The sequence below is a fragment of the Streptomyces gamaensis genome (genome assembly GCF_042656465.1).
GTDB classification, from domain to species: domain Bacteria; phylum Actinomycetota; class Actinomycetes; order Streptomycetales; family Streptomycetaceae; genus Streptomyces; species Streptomyces gamaensis.
This window is the reverse complement of the sequence record NZ_JBHSPB010000031.1, coordinates 25,282-43,287: the sequence shown is the minus strand read 5'-3', so window position 1 is coordinate 43,287 and position 18,006 is coordinate 25,282. Positions and strand designations below refer to the sequence as shown.

Genomic DNA, 18,006 nt, shown 5'->3' with positions numbered 1-18,006 from the left:
CGGCGCGGTTCCGGGGCGCGCGGGCCGTGAACTGCCCCCGGCAGTACGGCTCCCGGACCGTCGCGCCGCCGCGTCCCCGCGCCCCCGGCCCGTCCGTACTCTTTCCCCATGGCCGAACCGACCGACGTGATCCGTGTGCTCCTCGCCGACGACCAGGCCCTGCTGCGCAGCGCGTTCCGGGTCCTGGTGGAGTCGGAGCCGGACATGACCGTGGTGGGCGAGGCCGCCGACGGTGCCGAGGCGGTCGGACTCGCCCGCAAGCATGTGCCCGACGTCGTCCTGATGGACATCCGCATGCCCGGTACGGACGGTCTGGCCGCCACCCGCGCCATCTGCTCGGACCCCGCGCTCGGCGACGTGCGCGTGGTGATGCTCACGACCTTCGAGGTCGACGAGTACGTGGTGCAGTCGCTGCGCGCGGGCGCCTCCGGGTTCCTCGGCAAGGGGGCCGAGCCGGGGGAGCTGCTCGCGGCGATCCGGATCGCGCGGGCGGGGGAGGCGCTGCTGTCGCCCGCCGCGACGAAGGGGCTGATCGCGACCTTCCTCGCCCAGGGCGGGCCCGGACCCGCCGTCCCCGAACAGTGCGAGCCGCGGCTCGCGACGCTGACCGGCCGCGAGCGGGAGGTGCTCGTGCACGTGGCGGGCGGTCTGTCCAACGACGAGATCGGCGGGCGGCTGTCGGTGAGCCCGCTCACCGTCAAGACCCATGTCAACCGGGCCATGGCGAAACTGGGGGCGCGGGACCGGGCCCAACTGGTCGTGATCGCCTACGAGTCGGGGCTGGTACGGCCCCGGGGCTGAGCGGGGAGGGCGGGGCTCCGCCCGGGGAGCCCCGCGCCGCGCGCCTACGGCAGCGCCAGCATCCGCTCCAGCGCCAGCTTCGAGAACGCCGCGACCTCCGGGTCCACCTCGATGCGGTTGACGACCGTGCCCTCGGCCAGCGACTCCAGCGCCCACACCAGGTGCGGCAGGTCGATCCGGTTCATCGTCGAGCAGAAGCACACCGTCCGGTCGAGGAAGACGATCTCCTTCCCCTCCCCGGCGAAACGGTTCGCCAGCCGCCGTACGAGGTTGAGCTCCGTACCGATGGCCCACTTGGAGCCGGCCGGGGCGGCCTCCAGGGTCTTGATGATGTGCTCGGTGGAACCGACGTGGTCCGCCGCCGCCACGACCTCGTGCCGGCACTCGGGGTGCACGAGCACGTTCACCCCCGGTATGCGCTCGCGCACGTCCTTGACGGAGTCGAGCGAGAAGCGCCCGTGCACCGAGCAGTGCCCGCGCCAAAGGATCATCTTCGCGGCCCGCAGTTCCTCGGCGGTCAGCCCGCCGCCCGGCTTGTGCGGGTTGTAGACGACGCAGTCGTCGAGGAACATGCCCAGGTCCCGTACGGCCGTGTTGCGCCCCAGGTGCTGGTCCGGCAGGAACAGAACCTTCTGGCCCTGCTCGAAGGCCCACGTCAGCGCCCGCTCGGCATTGGAGGAGGTGCAGATCGTCCCGCCGTGCTTGCCCGTGAACGCCTTGATGTCGGCGGAGGAGTTCATGTAGGAGACGGGCACGGTGACCTCGGCGACGCCCGCCTCGGTGAGCACGTCCCAGCACTCGGCGACCTGCTCGGCGGTGGCCATGTCGGCCATCGAGCAGCCGGCGGCCAGGTCCGGCAGGACGACCTGCTGGCTGTCCGAGGTGAGGATGTCCGCCGACTCGGCCATGAAGTGCACACCGCAGAAGACGATGTACTCGGCGTCGGGCCGGGCGGCCGCGTCGCGGGCCAGCTTGAAGGAGTCCCCGGTGACGTCCGCGAAGGCGATGACCTCGTCGCGCTGGTAGTGGTGGCCGAGCACGAAGACCTTGTCCCCGAGCCGCTCCTTGGCCGCGCGGGCGCGTGCCACCAGGTCCGGGTCGGACGGCGCCGGCAGTTCGCCGGGGCACTCGACACCCCGCTCGCTGCGCGGGTCGGCCTCGCGGCCGAGCAGCAGGAGCGCGAGCGGCGAGGGCTGGACATCCAGGGGCTGGGCGGTGGTCACGTCACGCACCCTTTCTCTCTGCAGAGGGCCGGACCGATTCCGCCGGCCCGGCCTTGTCGTCAGTTTGACGCTATTTATCATAGCGGCTTCGCGTCAGTTTGACGATGATGATCGTGTCAATGTGACGCATTCCCGGGGCGGCGGCCGGTGTGCGAGCATGAAAGACGCAAGACCAAGCAAGACCAAGCAAGGCCGAGCAAGTCCTCTGTGCCCGTCCCGGAATGAATCGGGGCGGCCGGCGGTTGCAGCCGACGGCAAGCAGTCCGCACCAGACCCGGGAGTGAAGCAGATGTCCGTTCAGGACGAGAAGACCACGGTGAGCGACGGCATCCTCCTGTCCGACGCCGCGGCCGCGAAGGTCAAGAGCCTGCTGGAGCAGGAGGGCCGCGAAGACCTCTCGCTGCGGGTCGCCGTCCAGCCCGGTGGCTGCTCCGGCCTGCGCTACCAGCTCTTTTTCGACGAGCGCTCGCTCGACGGCGACGTGGTCAAGGAGTTCGACGGCGTCAAGGTCGTCACCGACCGGATGAGCGCCCCGTACCTGAACGGCGCCTCCATCGACTTCGTCGACACCATCGAGAAGCAGGGCTTCACGATCGACAACCCCAACGCCACCGGCTCCTGCGCCTGCGGCGACTCCTTCAGCTGATGCAGCCGAAGAGCGGCTGAAGGGCAGCGCTCGCAGCGCTCCGCACGGCGAAGGCGGTGACCCCCGCACGACCGGGGTCACCGCCTTCGCGCGCCTCCCGCGCCCGCGCTCACGCCCGGCTCTCCGGCACCGTCCTGCCGTCGACGGCGTCGAGGACCCGGCGGCCGTCCAGCGGCTGGTCCAGCCGCACCGGCAGCTCGTACTGCCGCGCCATCATCACGCACGGCCGCTCCGGCTGCCGCGCCGTGCCGAGGATCTTCACCGTCACCGCGCCCGCCGACTGCTCGGCCGAGGCCGCGTACGAGGTGCACATCCCGCCCCAGAAGCGCAGCAGGAGCTTCTGGCCGCCCTCGGCCCTGCTGTACGACTCCACACCCGTCGGCACCGGGTGCGCCGTGTCCGTCGGAGCCGGGGAACGCCCCGGTTGTGACGGGCCTACGAGGAACTTCGGGTCCACCGCCGGCCGGACGAGCGTCACCGTACGGTCCGTACCCGGCACCTCGGCCGTGAACAGCCACGACGGCACCAGCGCGGGCCGTCCGCGCACCCAGTTCTGCGCCAGCGCGAAGGACGCCCCGCGCACCGTGACCGGCCCGTCCGACGGCGAGGGCACGAGCGGGCACGGCTTCGCCCCGCCGTCCGCCGGGAGCCCCTCGCCCTCCCCGTACGGGACGGCCGACGCGCAGCCCCCGCCCGGGCTCGCCATACCGCCCCCCGGGGAGCCGTTCAGCTGCTTCAGTGCCTCGTCCGCGCTGATCAGCGGGTACTCGGCCCCCTTGGCCGGGGCCTGCAACCGCCCGCTGCCGCCCACCAGTTGCCCGTCCGCGCCCACGCGCAGCGAGGTCTGCCAGCCGTGGCTCGGCAGCCCGCCGTGGACCGGGTCGGCCGTGACCACGCGCACCGCCCCGTACAGCTTCCCCGCGTCCACCTGCGCCCCGTCGAGGCCCAGCGCCGTGAACACCGGTGCCGCGACCGCCTTCGCCCGCTCCTCGGACACGGGCTGCGCCGCCGCCGGATCGGCCGGGTGCAGCGGGCAGTTGAGACCGGGCGGGCCGTCCGACGGAACGGGGGCGTCCGCCTTTCCGCGCTGCGGGCCGGTGCCCGGCGGGCGCACACAGCCGCTTTCCGGGCCGCCGTAACGGGTGTACGACCACAGGCCCGGCCCCTTCCGGGCCACCTGGAGCACGGGCTCTCCCGCCCCCGGCGCGCCCCCCACCCGCCAGGTGTCCCCGTCGAGCCGGGGCGTTCCCTGCACGTCAAGTGCCTTGGCCAGTAAGGCCACTTCGTCCCGGCCCACCTCGTCTTTCGGCAGGTACACCGGCGCCGAGCGCGGGCCCTGCGGCAGCTTCCCCGCCGCCCGGTAATGGCTGCCGTGCGGATCCGGCTCGCCGACCGCGATGCCCTGCGACGGGCCGCCGCGCCCGTAACCGTCCAGCGCGAGCGGCGGGGGAGAGGCGGACGGGGACGGGGAGCCGCCCCCGTGCGCGCCCGCCGGTGCGCCGTCGCCGCCGCCCGCCGTGGCGGCCCAGTACGCGCCACCGCCCCCGGCCAGCAGCACCGCCGCCACCGAGACCACCGCGAGCCGCGTATGTCCGCGCCGTGTGCGCTCCGGAGTGCTGTCAGGGGTGCCGCCCTCGCTGCTCACCGCATCGCTCCTTCGCTCCGCTCAATGTCGGTACGCCCTCTCCACCGAGAGGGTGACGGCGATTGGACGGAGCGAAGGAGCGGGTGGTTCCACCCGCGAGGAGAGTGACGTCCTTCACAGACTCCGGCAAGAGCGCACCGCGAGCACGGGGGAGCTCACGGAGAAAGGGACGCTATCCGGTAATTTCTGCTCCCTAGTGGCTGGATCCTTGCCTGGGTCCGATAAACGAACCCGGGTAGCGTGGTGTGGCTCGTTGTTTGTTGTCCTGTCCTACTGCCGAGCCCGCAGGAGCAGAACCCGCCGTGCGTATCGCTGTCACCGGCTCCATCGCCACCGACCACCTGATGACCTTCCCCGGCCGCTTCGCCGATCAGCTCGTGGCGGACCAGCTGCACACCGTCTCGCTCTCCTTCCTCGTCGACGAACTCGACGTCCGCCGCGGTGGCGTCGCCCCCAACATCTGCTTCGGCATGGGCCTGCTCGGACTGCGCCCGGTCCTCGTGGGCGCCGCCGGCGCCGACTTCGGCGAGTACCGCGCCTGGCTCGACCGGCACGGCGTCGACACCGACTCGGTGCGCATCTCCGAGGTCCTGCACACCGCGCGCTTCGTGTGCACCACCGACCAGGACCACAACCAGATCGCCTCCTTCTACACCGGCGCGATGAGCGAGGCCCGCCAGATCGAACTGCAGCCGGTCGCCGAGCGCGTGGGCGGTCTCGACCTCGTCCTCATCGGCGCCGACGACCCCGAGGCGATGCTGCGCCACACCCAGGAGTGCCGCACCCGGGGCATCTCCTTCGCCGCCGACCCCTCCCAGCAGCTCGCGCGCATGGACGGCGAGGACATCCGCCTGCTCGTCGACGGGGCCACGTACCTGTTCACCAACGAGTACGAGAAGGCCCTCATCGAGACCAAGACCGGCTGGACGGCCGAGGAGATCCTGGGCCGGGTCGGCACCCGCGTCACCACGCTCGGCGCCAACGGCGTGCGCATCGAGCGCGCCGGCGAGCCGGCCATCGAGGTGGGCTGCGCCCAGGAGGAGTCCAAGGTCGACCCGACCGGCGTCGGCGACGCCTTCCGCGCCGGCTTCCTCGCCGGCCTGACCTGGCAGCTGTCCCTGGAGCGCGCCGCCCAGCTCGGCTGCATGCTCGCCACCCTCGTCATCGAGACCCTGGGCACCCAGGAGTACGAGCTGCGCCGCGCCCACTTCATGGAGCGCTTCACCAAGGCGTACGGCGAGGAAGCGGCGGGCGAGGTCCGCGCCCACCTGGCGTAGCCGTAAGGCGGTACCGGTGCCGGGCCCTTCGGGGCCCGGCACCGCTCACACCACCCGCCGCACCCGGTACGCCGTCCCCCGCTCCGCCGGGCTCCCGCCCTCGTAGTCGTGGCCGCGCATATGGCACCAGGCCGGGATGTCCAGGCAGGCCGCCTCGTCGTCGGAGAGGACGGTCACCACGCCGCCCACCGGCACGTCCCCGATGACCTTCGCCAGCTCGATCACCGGGACCGGGCAGCGCTTGCCCAGCGCGTCGACGACCAGCCCGCCCGCGGCGGCCGGGGCCGTAGCGGGGGCGGCCGGGGCGCCCAGCTGCTCCCGGACCGAGGCCACCACCCCGGGCAGCACGTCGAGGAAGCGGTCGACGTCCGCCGCGTCCGTGCCCACCGGCAGGGACACCCGCACATTGCCCTCCGACAACACCCCCATCGCGCGCAGCACATGGCTGGGCGTCAGCGTGCCGGAGGTGCACGAGGAGCCGGAGGACACCGAGAAACCGGCCCGGTCCAGGCCGTGCAGCAGCGCCTCCCCGTCGACGTACAGACAGGAGAAGGTCACCAGGTGCGGCAGCCGCCGCACCGGATCGCCCACCACCTCCACGTCCGGGACGAGCGCGGGCACCCGCCGGCGGATCCGCTCCACCAGACCCCGCAGCCGCTCCGCCTCGGCGGCGGCCTCCTGCCGGACCGCCCGCAGCGAGGCGGCGGCCGCCACGATCGCCGGCAGGTCCGGGAAGCCGGGCGCCCGGCCCCCCTCCCGCTCGTCCGCCGGACCCGCGTGGGCGAAGCGCACCCCCTTGCGCACGGCCAGCAGTCCCACGCCCGCCGGCCCGCCCCACTTGTGCGCGCTCGCCGCCAGCAGCGACCAGCCGGCCGGGACGGGCCCCCAGCCCAGCGACTGCGCGGCGTCGACGAGCAGCGGCACCCCCGCCGCCCGGCACTCCTCGGCGGCCTCGGCCACCGGCTGCTCGGTGCCCACCTCGTGGTTGGCGGACTGCAGCACCGCCAGCGCGGTGTCCGCGCGCAGCGCTTCCGCGTACGCGCCGGGCGCCACCCGGCCCGTACGGTCCACGGGGATCTCGGTGACGCTGCCGCCCGCCGCCCGGAGCGCGGCGGCCGACTGCAGCACCGCCGAGTGCTCGACGGCCGAGACCAGCAGATGGCGGCCGACGCGCCGGCGCCCGGCGAGGGCCCCGGCGATGCCGTCGTGCAGCGCGCGCGTCCCCGAGGGGGTGAAGACGAGCTCGTCGGGCCGGCAGCCCACCGCCTCGGCGGCGGTCTCCCGCGCGGCGTCGAGCAGCAGCCGGGCCCGCCGGCCCTCCCGGTACAGCCGGGCCGGGTCGGCCCAGCCCTCGTCCAGGGCGGCCAGCAGCGCCTGGCGCGCGACGGGGTGCGGGGGAGCGGCGGACGCGGCGTCGAAGTAGGCCATGCCCGAACGCTAACCCCCGCCCGCCGCCGGGCGGGAGCGGCCCGGCGCGGGCGGCGCCCGCACCGGCCCCCACCGGGGCTGACGCCCTGGCAGATGGCCTCCGGAGCCGTCGATTCCATCCCTTCGGGGTGCGGCGCGGCGCGTTGGGTACCCTCCCCGCGCGGCCCCAAATAGCGTCCAGTAGGGTTTGGTCCGCATAAACATCCAAACCCCTGCCCGCAGCGGGCCGGCGACCGACCAGCGAGACGGCCGCAGCCGGCCGCACGGGCGAGACTCTCGGGAAGGCGCTACGTGAGTCCCAACGGCTCCGACCGCTCGTCGCGGCGCCCGGTGCGGCGGAAGCTGCTGCAGGCGCTGGCCGCGGGCGCTGTCCTGGTAACCGCCTCCGGTTGCACATACAAGGACTTCCCCCGCCTCGGAATGCCCACTCCCGTCACGGAGGAGGCGCCGCGGATCCTCTCCCTGTGGCAGGGATCCTGGGCAGCCGCCCTCGTGGTCGGCTGCCTGGTGTGGGGCCTGATCATCTGGAGCGTCATCTTCCACCGGCGCAGCCGGACGAAGGTGGAGGTCCCCGCTCAGACCCGGTACAACATGCCCATCGAGGCGCTGTACACCGCGGTCCCGATCATCATCGTGTCGGTGCTCTTCTACTTCACCGCGCGCGATGAGAACAAGCTCATGACCAACCCGGAGAAGCCGCAGCACGTCATCAACGTGGTCGGCTTCCAGTGGAGCTGGGCGTTCAACTACCTGGAGAACGTCGAGGGCCAGCCCGCGGGCCGGCCGCTGCGCGAGGTCAAGGAGCTCGACGCGATCCCGGACCGGTTCCTGAGCAAGGCCCCGCAGACCGCCCAGGGCGTCTACGAGATCGGCACTCCGGGCACGCGGAACCCGCAGACGAACAACCCCGGCCCGACCCTGTGGCTGCCCAAGGGTGAGACGGTCGAGTTCGTCCTCACCTCGCGGGATGTCGCCCACTCCTTCTGGGTGGTGCCGTTCCTGATGAAGCAGGACGTCCTTCCGGGCCACACCAACAGCTTCACGGTGACCCCGAACAAGGAGGGCACCTTCCTGGGCAAGTGTGCCGAGCTGTGCGGTCAGGACCACTCCCGGATGCTCTTCAACGTCAAGGTCGTCTCTCCTGAGCGGTACCGGGCGCACCTGAAGGAGCTGGCGGACAAGGGCCAGACCGGCTACCAGCCGGCGGGCATCGCGCAGACGGATCACGCGAAGAACGCGGAGACCAAGAACAAGTGAGCATCCTCAACGAACCCCAGGGTGCCGCCGCCGCGACAGCCACGGCAGCACCACCCGTACGTCAGAAGCAGCCCGGCAGCACGGTGATCAAGTGGCTCACCACCACTGACCACAAGACGATCGGCACGCTGTACCTGATCACGTCGTTCGCGTTCTTCTGCATCGGCGGCCTGATGGCGCTCCTCATGCGCGCCGAACTCGCCCGTCCCGGCACGCAGATCATGTCGAACGAGCAGTTCAACCAGGCGTTCACGATGCACGGCACGATCATGCTGCTGATGTTCGCGACGCCGCTGTTCGCCGGTTTCGCGAACTGGATCATGCCGCTGCAGATCGGCGCGCCCGACGTGGCGTTCCCGCGGCTGAACATGTTCGCCTACTGGCTGTACCTCTTCGGCTCGCTCATCGCGGTGGGCGGCTTCCTCACCCCGCAGGGCGCCGCGGACTTCGGCTGGTTCGCCTACTCGCCGCTGTCCGGCGCGGTGCACTCGCCGGGTGTGGGCGCCGACCTGTGGATCATGGGTCTGGCCATGTCCGGCTTCGGCACGATCCTCGGTTCGGTCAACTTCATCACCACCATCATCTGCATGCGCGCGCCGGGCATGACGATGTTCCGCATGCCGATCTTCACCTGGAACGTGCTGCTGACCGGTGTGCTGGTCCTGCTGGCCTTCCCGGTGCTGGCCGCCGCGCTGTTCGCCCTGGAGGCGGACCGCAAGTTCGGGGCGCAGATCTTCGAAGCGGCCAATGGCGGCGTGCTGCTGTGGCAGCACCTGTTCTGGTTCTTCGGCCACCCCGAGGTGTACATCATCGCGCTGCCGTTCTTCGGCATCATCTCCGAGGTCATCCCGGTCTTCTCCCGCAAGCCGATGTTCGGCTACTGGGGTCTGATCGCGGCCACGATCTCGATCGCCGGTCTGTCGGTGACGGTGTGGGCGCACCACATGTACGTCACAGGCGGTGTCCTGCTGCCGTTCTTCTCCTTCATGACCTTCCTGATCGCGGTCCCGACCGGTGTGAAGTTCTTCAACTGGATCGGCACCATGTGGAAGGGCTCGCTGTCCTTCGAGACCCCGATGCTGTGGGCCGTCGGCTTCCTGATCACCTTCACCTTCGGTGGTCTGACCGGCGTCATCCTGGCCTCGCCCCCGATGGACTTCCACGTCTCCGACTCGTACTTCGTGGTCGCGCACTTCCACTACGTCATCTTCGGCACCGTGGTGTTCGCGATGTTCGCCGGATTCCACTTCTGGTGGCCGAAGTTCACGGGCAAGATGCTGGACGAGCGCCTCGGCAAGATCACCTTCTGGACGCTGTTCGTGGGCTTCCACGGCACCTTCCTCGTCCAGCACTGGCTGGGTGCCGAGGGCATGCCGCGCCGCTACGCCGACTACCTGGCCGCGGACGGCTTCACGACCCTGAACACCATCTCGACCATCAGCTCCTTCCTGCTGGGCCTGTCGATCCTGCCGTTCTTCTACAACGTCTGGAAGACCGCCAAGTACGGCAAGAAGGTGGAGGTCGACGACCCGTGGGGCTACGGCCGTTCGCTGGAGTGGGCGACGTCCTGCCCGCCGCCGCGCCACAACTTCCTCACGCTGCCGCGGATCCGTTCCGAATCCCCGGCGTTCGACCTGCACCACCCGGAGATCGCGGCGCTGGAGCTCGAAGAGAGCCACGCCGGTGAGAAGGCTCTCGCGGGTGGCAAGGAGGCCGGCAAGTGAAGATCCAGGGCAAGATGTTCCTGTGGCTGTCTCTCTTCGTCCTCGTCATGGCGGCTGTCTATGGCGTGTGGTCGAAGGAGCCGGCCGGTACCACCGCGCTGTTCCTCGCGTTCGGACTGTGCGTCATGGTCGGCTACTACCTGGCGTTCACCGCGCGCCGGGTGGATGTCGGCGCGGGGGACGACAAGGACGCGGACGTCGCGGACGACGCCGGTGAGCTGGGCTTCTTCGCCCCGCACAGCTGGCAGCCGCTGTCGCTCGCGCTCGGTGGCTCGCTCGCGTTCCTGAGCATCTGCTTCGGCTGGTGGCTCATGTACTTCTCCGCCCCGATCATCCTGGTCGGCCTCCTCGGCTGGGTGTTCGAGTTCTACCGCGGCGAGAACCAGAACCAGTAGGTTCCGCGCCGCGACCGCTCCCGGGCCCCGCACACCACGACGGTGTGCGGGGCCCGGCGCGTGTCCTCCGGCAGACGCGTACACCCGATTGCAGTCACCCCACGGGCCCCGGCGGCCCCCGCTCCCTACGGTGTGACCATGAGCCACTCACCTCGCCGCCGTCGCACGGTGCTCGGCTGTGCTCTGCTGCTGGCCCCCCTCGTACTCGTCACCGCGTGCGGCGGCTCCGCCAACCCGCTGGCCGACAAGCCCTACGACGCGACGGAACAGGTGGAGCTCACCAGCGTCGGGGAGGGGGAGAAGGCCGACCCGGGCAAGCCCCTGGAGATCGAGGCAAGCGGCTCGGACCGGATCACCGACGTCACCGCCACCGACGCCGCCGGACGGTACGTCAGGGGCGAGCTCGCGGCCGACGGTTCCAGCTGGCACAGCACCGGCGCGCTCGCCGCCGGCGCGCACTACACGGTCCGCGTCAGCACCGAGGACGAGGACGGCGCCCAGGGCCGCCGCACGATCGGCTTCGACACCAGCCCGGCCGACCGGCTGCTGCGGGTCACCTTCGGCCCGCAGAGCGGCACCTACGGCGTGGGACAGCCCGTCACGGCCGAACTGAGCCACCCCGTGCAGGACCCCGCCACCCGGGCCGTCGTCGAACGCACCCTGAAGGTCGACTCCCAGCCCCCCGTCGAGGGCGCCTGGCACTGGGTCGACAACCGCACCCTGCACTACCGCCCCAAGGACTACTGGCCCGCCCACGCCACCGTCGACGTGCACGCGACCCTGGAGGGCATCCAGATCGGCGGCGGCCTCTACGGTGGCCCCGCCAAGCCCGTACGGCTGACCACCGGCGACCGCATCGAGGCCGTCACCGACGCCTCCGCGCACAGCATGACCGTCCTGCGCAACGGCCAGGAGCTGCGCGTCATCCCCGTGACCACCGGCAAGCCCGGCTACGCCACCCGCAACGGGGTCAAGGTGATCCTCGGCCGCGAATCCTTCGTCCGTATGCGCGGCACCACCATCGGCATCTCGGAGGGCAGCGCCGACTCCTACGACCTGCCCGTCTACTGGGCGACGCGGGTCACCTGGAGCGGCGAGTACGTGCACGCCGCGCCCTGGTCCGAGGGCTCGCAGGGCGCGGAGAACGTCAGCCACGGCTGCACCGGCATGAGCACCGAGAACGCCAAGTGGTTCTTCGACACCGTGCACGTCGGCGACCTCGTCAGGGTCGTGGGCAGTACGGGCGCCACCATGACGCCCTTCGACAACGGCTTCGGCGACTGGAACATGGAGTGGAAGGAGTGGCGCGAGGGCAGCGCCCTGGCCGCCGGCAAACGCGAGGGCGCCGGCCCGGAGGACGCGGCCCGGCTGCGGCCCCTGGTCTAGGGGCCCGGCCGGTCCAGGGGTCCGGCCGCCGGCTGCCGCGCGCGACGGGCCGTCAGGCCGGGGCGGCCCCGGCCGCCTTCGGCACGGGGTTCCCCGCCGGGCGGCTCCGCAGCAGCCCGGCCAGCGCCGAGGCGCACTCCACCGGGTCCAGCGGGAGCGTCACCGCGGCGTCCGCCCGGCTCCACGTCGCCAGCCAGGCGTCCTGCGGCCGGCCGATGAGCAGCAGCACTGGGGGGCAGCGGTAGACCTCGTCCTTCAGCTGCCGGCACACCCCCATGCCGCCCGCCGGGGCCGTCTCCCCGTCCAGGACGCACACGTCGACCCGGCGCTCGGCGAGGGTGCGCAGCACGGCGGGCAGCGTCGCGCACTCCAGATACGTCACCGCCGGCGCGTCGGGGGCGGGACGGCTCCCGGCGGCGAGCCGCACCTGCTCGCGGATGCCCGCGTCATCGCTGTAGACCAGCACCGTGGCAGTCGACTGCATCGTTCCTCCAGGCTCGTGGGCGCGGCTCGTCGCGCACAGCTGTGGAATGGACGTGACCCAGCGGGCCGACGGGGATCCGGCCGCCCGGCGATGCTACTCCCGCGACGGGGCCCGGGAGGAGGCCCCGGCCCGGGCGGATGACGCCCCGTCGGACCCCGCGGAAGCCCGCCTTCCCCCCTTCGGGCGAAGGGGTGTCCGCCCGGCGGACGGAGCCCGGAGCGGGCCGGGGGAAGCGGGCACGAGGTCTTGACACACCGAACGGCACCCCCCGGAGTGAGCGCGAGATAAGCGACCGACATAATGTCGGTCGTGGCGACAGCAACAGCAACAGATACCGGGCACGCGCACCCGTCGGTCAACCGGCCGAACCTCACCAGCGTCGGAACCATCATCTGGCTGAGTTCCGAGCTGATGTTCTTCGCGGCCCTCTTCGCGATGTACTTCACCCTCCGATCGGTGATGGGTGCCGCGCACTGGAAGGAAATGGCGTCCTCGCTGAACCTTCCGTTCTCGGCGACCAACACCACGATCCTGGTGCTCTCCTCCCTCACCTGCCAGCTCGGTGTGTTCGCCGCCGAGCGCGGTGACGTCAAGAAGCTGCGCACCTGGTTCACGGTCACCTTCGTGATGGGTGCCATCTTCATCGGCGGCCAGGTCTTCGAGTACACGGACTTGGTCAAGGAGGACGGGCTCTCCCTGTCCTCGGACCCGTACGGCTCGGTCTTCTACCTGACGACCGGCTTCCACGGCCTGCACGTGACGGGCGGTCTCATCGCCTTCCTGCTGGTCCTGGGCAGGACGTACGCGGCCAAGAGGTTCACCCACCACCAGGCGACGGCGGCCATCGTCGTGTCCTACTACTGGCACTTCGTCGACGTGGTGTGGATCGGCCTCTTCGCCACGATCTACTTGATCAAGTAATCGGTCCCGCACCGGACCGCAGTCCAGCATCGACGCAGAAGATCCTGACACCGGGGTAATCCGTGAAAAAGCTCTCCGCACGACGACGCCATCCGCTGGCGGCGGTCGTCGTCCTACTCTTCGCGCTGGCGGTAACTGGGGGGCTGTACGCCGCGTTCGCGCCGGCGGAGTCGGCCAAGGCCGATGACAGCGCTCAGTCCCTGGCCATCGAAGAGGGCAAGAAGCTCTATTCCGTGGGCTGCGCCAGCTGCCACGGCACCGGCGGTCAGGGCACCACCGACGGCCCGAGCCTGGTGGGCGTGGGCGCCGCGGCCGTCGACTTCCAGGTCGGCACCGGCCGTATGCCGCTGCAGCAGCAGGGCGCCCAGGCGCCGCGCAAGAAGGTGATCTACACCCAGGCCGAGATCGACCAGATGGCCGCGTACATCGCCTCGCTGGGCGCCGGCCCCTCGGTCCCGACCAAGGATCAGTACAGCCCGGACGGCGCGGACATCGCCAAGGGCGGGGAGCTCTTCCGCACCAACTGCGCGCAGTGCCACAACTTCACCGGCAAGGGTGGCGCGCTGTCGAACGGCAAGTACGCCCCGAGCCTTGAGGACGTCAACCCCAAGCACATCTACGAGGCCATGCAGACGGGCCCGCAGAACATGCCTTCCTTCCCCGACACGACGATGACGGAGAAGAACAAGAAGGACATCATCGCGTACCTCGACGAGGTCAACACCAGCAAGTCGGAGAGCCCGGGTGGCCTGTCGCTGGGCGGGCTCGGCCCGGTCAGCGAGGGGCTGTTCGCATGGGTCTTCGGCCTGGGCGCGCTGATCGCCGTCGCCATCTGGGTCGCCGCCCGGACCGCAAAGGCCAAGAAGTCATGAGTACACAGGACATTCCAGAAGAGAACCTGCCGAGCGAGCAGGTCCACGCGCCCGCCGGGACCGTGACGAAGCCCGTCGCCGACCCGTTCGCCGACCCCGGCCTGCCGCCGCACGAGCACCGTATCCAGGACATCGACGAGCGGGCGGCCAAGCGCTCCGAGCGCGTCGTGGCGTTCCTGTTCACGGTCTCGATGCTGGCCACCGTCGGCTTCATCGCCTCGTACGTGGGCATCCCGGTCGACAAGAACATCTACGTGTTCCCGATCGGCCACGTCAGCGCCCTGAACTTCGCCCTGGGCCTGACCCTGGGCGTCGCCCTGTTCTGCATCGGCGCGGGCGCGGTCCACTGGGCCCGCACCCTGATGTCCGACGTGGAGATGGCCGACGAGCGGCACGCCATCGAGGCCGAGCCCGAGGTCCGCGCCAAGGTGCTGGCCGACTTCCAGCAGGGCGCCGAGGAGTCCGCGCTCGGCCGCCGCAAGCTGATCCGCAACACCATGTTCGGCGCGCTGGCCCTGGTGCCGCTCTCCGGTGTGGTGCTGCTGCGCGACCTCGGCCCGCTGCCGGGCACCAAGCTCCGCAAGACCGCCTGGTCCGCGGGCAAGCTGCTGATCAACCAGAACACGATGCAGCCGCTGCGCCCCGAGGACGTCCAGGTCGGTTCGCTGACCTTCGCCATGCCCGAGGGCATGAAGGAGGAGGACCACGACTTCCAGACCGAGATCGCCAAGGCCGCCCTGATGATCGTCCGGCTGCGCCCGGAGAACATCAAGGACAAGCGCGAGCTCGACTGGTCGGCCGACGGCATCGTCGCCTTCTCCAAGATCTGCACGCACGTCGGCTGCCCGATCAGCCTCTACGAGCAGCAGACCCACCATGTGCTGTGCCCCTGCCACCAGTCCACGTTCGACCTGTCCGACGGCGGTCGCGTGATCTTCGGCCCGGCCGGCCACGCCCTTCCGCAGCTGCGGATCAAGGTCAACGACAAGGGCTACCTTGAGGCCATGGGCGACTTCGCCGAGCCCGTCGGTCCTGCCTACTGGGAGCGCGGATGAGTACTGCAACCACGGACAACCGGCGCCAGGCGCCGGCGGGCGAGCGCCTCGCCGACTGGGCCGACGGCCGAGTGGGGATCTACTCCCTGGCCAAGGCCAACATGCGCAAGATCTTCCCGGACCACTGGTCCTTCATGCTGGGCGAGGTCTGCCTCTACAGCTTCATCATCATCATCCTCACGGGTGTGTACCTGACGCTGTTCTTCCACCCGAGCATGAACGAGGTGGTCTACAACGGCCCGTACACCCCGCTGCAGGGCGTGCGGGTCTCGGAGGCCTTCGCCTCCACCCTGAACATCAGCTTCGACGTCCGCGGTGGTCTGCTGATCCGGCAGATCCACCACTGGGCCGCGCTGATCTTCCTCGCGGGCATGTTCGTGCACATGATGCGCGTGTTCTTCACCGGCGCGTTCCGCAAGCCGCGTGAGGTCAACTGGCTGTTCGGCTTCCTGCTGTTCGTCCTCGGCATGTTCACCGGCTTCACCGGTTACTCCCTGCCGGACGACCTGCTCTCCGGCACCGGTGTCCGCTTCATGGAGGGCGCGATCCTGTCCGTGCCGATCGTCGGCACGTACATCTCGATGTTCCTCTTCGGCGGCGAGTTCCCGGGCTCGGACTTCGTGCCCCGGTTCTTCTCGATCCACGTGCTGCTGCTGCCGGGCATCATGCTCGGCCTGCTGGTGGCGCACCTGATCCTCGTCGTCTACCACAAGCACACCCAGTTCGCGGGTCCCGGCCGGACCGAGAAGAACGTCGTCGGCCTGCCGATGATGCCCGTCTACGCGGCCAAGGCCGGTGGCTTCTTCTTCCTGGTCTTCGGCGTGATCGCGGCCATCGCCGCGCTCGCCACGATCAACCCGATCTGGGAGATCGGCCCCTACCGGCCGGACCAGGTCTCCACCGGCGCCCAGCCCGACTGGTACATGGGCTTCGCCGAGGGTCTGATCCGTGTCATGCCGGGCTGGGAGATCAACCTGTGGGGCCACACGCTGGTCCTGGGTGTCTTCATCCCGCTGGTGATCTTCCCGCTGGTGCTCGGCGCCATCGCCGTCTACCCGTTCATCGAGTCCTGGGTCACGGGCGACAAGCGCGAGCACCACATCCTGGACCGCCCGCGCAACGCCCCGACGCGCACCGCGTTCGGTGTCGCCTGGCTCACCGCCTACATGGTGATGCTGGTCGGCGGTGGAAACGACCTGTGGGCCACCCACTTCCACCTGTCGATCAACGCGATCACCTGGTTCGTGCGCATCGGCTTCTTCGTCTGCCCGGCGCTGGCCTTCGTCATCACCCGCCGCTGGTGCCTGGGCCTGCAGCGCCGCGACCGGGACAAGGTCCTGCACGGCCGCGAGTCCGGCATCATCAAGCGCCTGCCGCACGGTGAGTTCGTCGAGGTCCACGAGCCCCTGTCGCAGGAGCAGCTGCACACGCTCACGGCCCACGACCAGCACAAGCCGCTGGAGCTGGAGCCCGAGGTCGACGAGAACGGTGTCGAGCGCAAGGCCAAGGGGTCCCAGCGGCTGCGGGCCAGGCTCTCCCAGGGCTACTACGGCGAGGGCGGGCAGATCCCCAAGCCCACCGTGGAGGAGTACCAGGAGATCACCAGCGGCCACGGTCACCACTGATCCCCGGCGGCGGCCGCACCCCGCGGCCACCGCCCGCTGACGCCACAGCACGGAGCCCCGTCCAGCACCTGGACGGGGCTCTGCGCCGTTCCCGGCCGGGCTAGGCTGGCCGCAGGCCCGCGGACCCCCGCGGCGAGCAGCGACGCAAGCGACGTGAGCGACCACCAGGAGCGTGGACCATGAGTGTGGCGACCCCGGCAGGCGGCGACAGCACGGTGGCCCCCACCTGGCCGGGTCTGCTGGAGACCCTGCTGCGCGGCGGTGACCTGAGCGCCGACGAGACCGCCTGGGCCATGGACCGGATCATGCGCGGGGAGGCCACCGACGCCCAGATCGCCGGGTTCGCGGTGGCGCTGCGGGCCAAGGGCGAGACCGTCGCCGAGATCTCCGGCCTGGTCCGCGCGATGTACGCGCACGCCCGGCTCATCGAGGTGCCCGGCCCGAGCGTCGACATCGTCGGCACCGGCGGGGACGGCGCGAAGACCGTCAACATCTCCACCATGTCCTCGATCGTCGTGGCCGGCACCGGCGCGAAGGTCGTCAAGCACGGCAACCGGGCCGCGTCCTCCGCCAGCGGGGCCTCGGACGTGCTGGAGAAGCTCGGCGTCAATCTGGACCTGAGCCCGCGCCGGGTGGTGGAGGTCGCCGAGGAGGCCGGGATCACCTTCTGCTTCGCGGTGAAGTTCCACCCCGCGCTGCGGCATGTGGCCGCCGCGCGGCGCGAGTTGGGCATCCGCACCACCTTCAACGTGCTCGGCCCGCTCACCAACCCCGCGCGGGTACGGGCCCAGGCCACCGGGGTCTCCGATGCCCGCATGGCCCCCATCCTCGCCGGGGTGCTCGCCGAACGCGGCTCCTCGGCACTGGTCTTCCGCGGCGACGACGGACTCGACGAACTCACCACGACCGCGACCTCCCGGGTGTGGACGGTGGCCGGCGGCACGGTCCGCGAGGAGTCCTTCGACCCCCGCGAGGTGGGCCTGGACCTGGTGCCGGTCGAGGCGCTGCGCGGCGCCGACGCCTCGTACAACGCGGATGTCGCCCGCCGGCTGCTGGCCGGGGAGAAGGGCCCGGTCCGCGACGCGGTCCTGCTCAACGCGGCCGCCGCGCTGGTGGCGCTGGAGGGTGAGGTGGACGCCCCGCTCGTGGAGCGTGTCCGAGCGGGCATGGAGCGGGCTGCGGAGTCGATCGACTCCGGGGCGGCGCGGCGGGTGCTGGAGCGCTGGGTGGCGGCGAGCAACGCGTAGCGCCTGGCGGCGGGCGGCAG

The 18,006-nt window shown here is 70.9% G+C and carries 16 protein-coding genes; 12 read left to right on the top strand and 4 right to left on the bottom strand.

Annotated elements, in window-relative coordinates; translation table 11 throughout:
- Positions 1-108 precede the first annotated feature (108 nt).
- Positions 109-801 (top strand): response regulator, encoded by a 693-nt coding sequence (locus ACFP1Z_RS31230; protein ID WP_390321095.1) that lies wholly within the window; start codon positions 109-111, stop codon positions 799-801.
- 44 nt (positions 802-845) lie between these two features.
- Here the strand turns inward: ACFP1Z_RS31230 and nadA are convergent, their stop codons facing one another.
- Positions 846-2,024 (bottom strand): quinolinate synthase NadA, encoded by a 1,179-nt coding sequence (gene nadA / locus ACFP1Z_RS31225; RefSeq protein ID WP_390321094.1) that lies wholly within the window; start codon positions 2,022-2,024, stop codon positions 846-848.
- 289 nt (positions 2,025-2,313) lie between these two features.
- Here nadA and erpA point away from each other — a divergent pair, with 289 nt between their 5' ends.
- On the top strand, positions 2,314-2,670 hold the full coding sequence (gene erpA, locus ACFP1Z_RS31220; protein WP_390321093.1) for an iron-sulfur cluster insertion protein ErpA: 357 nt from the start codon (positions 2,314-2,316) through the stop codon (positions 2,668-2,670).
- 109 nt (positions 2,671-2,779) lie between these two features.
- On the opposite strand, the gene ACFP1Z_RS31215 is transcribed toward erpA, so the two are convergent.
- Complete coding sequence (locus ACFP1Z_RS31215; protein ID WP_390321092.1) at positions 2,780-4,315, bottom strand: hypothetical protein; 1,536 nt, start codon at positions 4,313-4,315, stop codon at positions 2,780-2,782.
- 302 nt (positions 4,316-4,617) lie between these two features.
- Here ACFP1Z_RS31215 and ACFP1Z_RS31210 point away from each other — a divergent pair, with 302 nt between their 5' ends.
- Positions 4,618-5,592, top strand: coding sequence for a carbohydrate kinase family protein (locus ACFP1Z_RS31210; protein WP_390321091.1), 975 nt, complete (start codon positions 4,618-4,620; stop codon positions 5,590-5,592).
- A 45-nt stretch (positions 5,593-5,637) separates the two neighbouring features.
- Here ACFP1Z_RS31210 and ACFP1Z_RS31205 read toward each other — a convergent pair whose 3' ends face one another.
- Positions 5,638-7,020 carry a cysteine desulfurase/sulfurtransferase TusA family protein gene (locus ACFP1Z_RS31205; protein WP_390321090.1) on the bottom strand — a complete coding sequence of 461 codons (1,383 nt, stop codon included), beginning with the start codon at positions 7,018-7,020 and terminating at the stop codon, positions 5,638-5,640.
- A 291-nt stretch (positions 7,021-7,311) separates the two neighbouring features.
- Between ACFP1Z_RS31205 and ctaC the strand changes: the two genes are divergently transcribed.
- The 4 genes from ctaC (at position 7,312) to ACFP1Z_RS31185 (ending at position 11,782) form a co-directional block, all read left to right on the top strand.
- A complete protein-coding gene (gene ctaC / locus ACFP1Z_RS31200; protein WP_390321089.1) occupies positions 7,312-8,277 on the top strand; it encodes an aa3-type cytochrome oxidase subunit II in 966 nt (321 codons plus the stop codon).
- Complete coding sequence (ctaD, locus tag ACFP1Z_RS31195; RefSeq protein WP_390321088.1) at positions 8,274-10,001, top strand: aa3-type cytochrome oxidase subunit I; 1,728 nt, start codon at positions 8,274-8,276, stop codon at positions 9,999-10,001. The genes ctaC and ctaD overlap by 4 nt, the downstream gene beginning before the upstream one ends.
- Entirely contained in the window at positions 9,998-10,396 is a 399-nt protein-coding gene (locus ACFP1Z_RS31190) for a cytochrome c oxidase subunit 4 (protein ID WP_390321087.1), read from the top strand. The genes ctaD and ACFP1Z_RS31190 overlap by 4 nt, the downstream gene beginning before the upstream one ends.
- A 138-nt stretch (positions 10,397-10,534) precedes the next feature.
- On the top strand, positions 10,535-11,782 hold the full coding sequence (locus tag ACFP1Z_RS31185; protein WP_390321086.1) for a L,D-transpeptidase: 1,248 nt from the start codon (positions 10,535-10,537) through the stop codon (positions 11,780-11,782).
- A gap of 52 nt (positions 11,783-11,834) precedes the next feature.
- Here ACFP1Z_RS31185 and ACFP1Z_RS31180 read toward each other — a convergent pair whose 3' ends face one another.
- Positions 11,835-12,266, bottom strand: a complete 432-nt coding sequence (locus ACFP1Z_RS31180) for a hypothetical protein (RefSeq protein WP_390321085.1) — start codon at positions 12,264-12,266, stop codon at positions 11,835-11,837.
- 300 nt (positions 12,267-12,566) lie between these two features.
- Here ACFP1Z_RS31180 and ctaE point away from each other — a divergent pair, with 300 nt between their 5' ends.
- The 5 genes from ctaE (at position 12,567) to trpD (ending at position 17,986) form a co-directional block, all read left to right on the top strand.
- Positions 12,567-13,187 (top strand): aa3-type cytochrome oxidase subunit III, encoded by a 621-nt coding sequence (ctaE, locus tag ACFP1Z_RS31175; RefSeq protein ID WP_390321084.1) that lies wholly within the window; start codon positions 12,567-12,569, stop codon positions 13,185-13,187.
- Positions 13,188-13,249: 62 nt separating this feature from the next.
- Positions 13,250-14,059, top strand: a complete 810-nt coding sequence (gene qcrC, locus ACFP1Z_RS31170) for a cytochrome bc1 complex diheme cytochrome c subunit (protein ID WP_390321083.1) — start codon at positions 13,250-13,252, stop codon at positions 14,057-14,059.
- The gene (gene qcrA, locus ACFP1Z_RS31165; protein WP_390321082.1) at positions 14,056-15,114 is read left to right on the top strand and encodes a cytochrome bc1 complex Rieske iron-sulfur subunit; all 1,059 of its coding nucleotides are present in this window, start codon (positions 14,056-14,058) and stop codon (positions 15,112-15,114) included. Before qcrC ends, qcrA begins: the two co-directional genes overlap by 4 nt.
- Entirely contained in the window at positions 15,111-16,739 is a 1,629-nt protein-coding gene (gene qcrB, locus ACFP1Z_RS31160) for a cytochrome bc1 complex cytochrome b subunit (RefSeq protein ID WP_390321081.1), read from the top strand. Before qcrA ends, qcrB begins: the two co-directional genes overlap by 4 nt.
- A 179-nt stretch (positions 16,740-16,918) precedes the next feature.
- Positions 16,919-17,986 (top strand): anthranilate phosphoribosyltransferase, encoded by a 1,068-nt coding sequence (gene trpD, locus ACFP1Z_RS31155; RefSeq protein WP_390321080.1) that lies wholly within the window; start codon positions 16,919-16,921, stop codon positions 17,984-17,986.
- The last annotated feature ends 20 nt before the right edge of the window (positions 17,987-18,006 follow it).

What these genes read in the sequence shown, in the direction of transcription:
- ctaE (WP_390321084.1), top strand. Translation starts at nt 12,567, where the DNA reads ATGTCGGTCGTGGCGACAGCAACAGCAACAGATACCGGGCACGCGCAC.
- erpA (WP_390321093.1), top strand. Translation starts at nt 2,314, where the DNA reads ATGTCCGTTCAGGACGAGAAGACCACGGTGAGCGACGGCATCCTCCTG.
- trpD (WP_390321080.1), top strand. Translation starts at nt 16,919, where the DNA reads ATGAGTGTGGCGACCCCGGCAGGCGGCGACAGCACGGTGGCCCCCACC.
- ACFP1Z_RS31205 (WP_390321090.1), bottom strand. Translation starts at nt 7,020, where the DNA reads ATGGCCTACTTCGACGCCGCGTCCGCCGCTCCCCCGCACCCCGTCGCG.
- qcrA (WP_390321082.1), top strand. Translation starts at nt 14,056, where the DNA reads ATGAGTACACAGGACATTCCAGAAGAGAACCTGCCGAGCGAGCAGGTC.
- ACFP1Z_RS31230 (WP_390321095.1), top strand. Translation starts at nt 109, where the DNA reads ATGGCCGAACCGACCGACGTGATCCGTGTGCTCCTCGCCGACGACCAG.
- ACFP1Z_RS31185 (WP_390321086.1), top strand. Translation starts at nt 10,535, where the DNA reads ATGAGCCACTCACCTCGCCGCCGTCGCACGGTGCTCGGCTGTGCTCTG.
- qcrB (WP_390321081.1), top strand. Translation starts at nt 15,111, where the DNA reads ATGAGTACTGCAACCACGGACAACCGGCGCCAGGCGCCGGCGGGCGAG.
- ACFP1Z_RS31180 (WP_390321085.1), bottom strand. Translation starts at nt 12,266, where the DNA reads ATGCAGTCGACTGCCACGGTGCTGGTCTACAGCGATGACGCGGGCATC.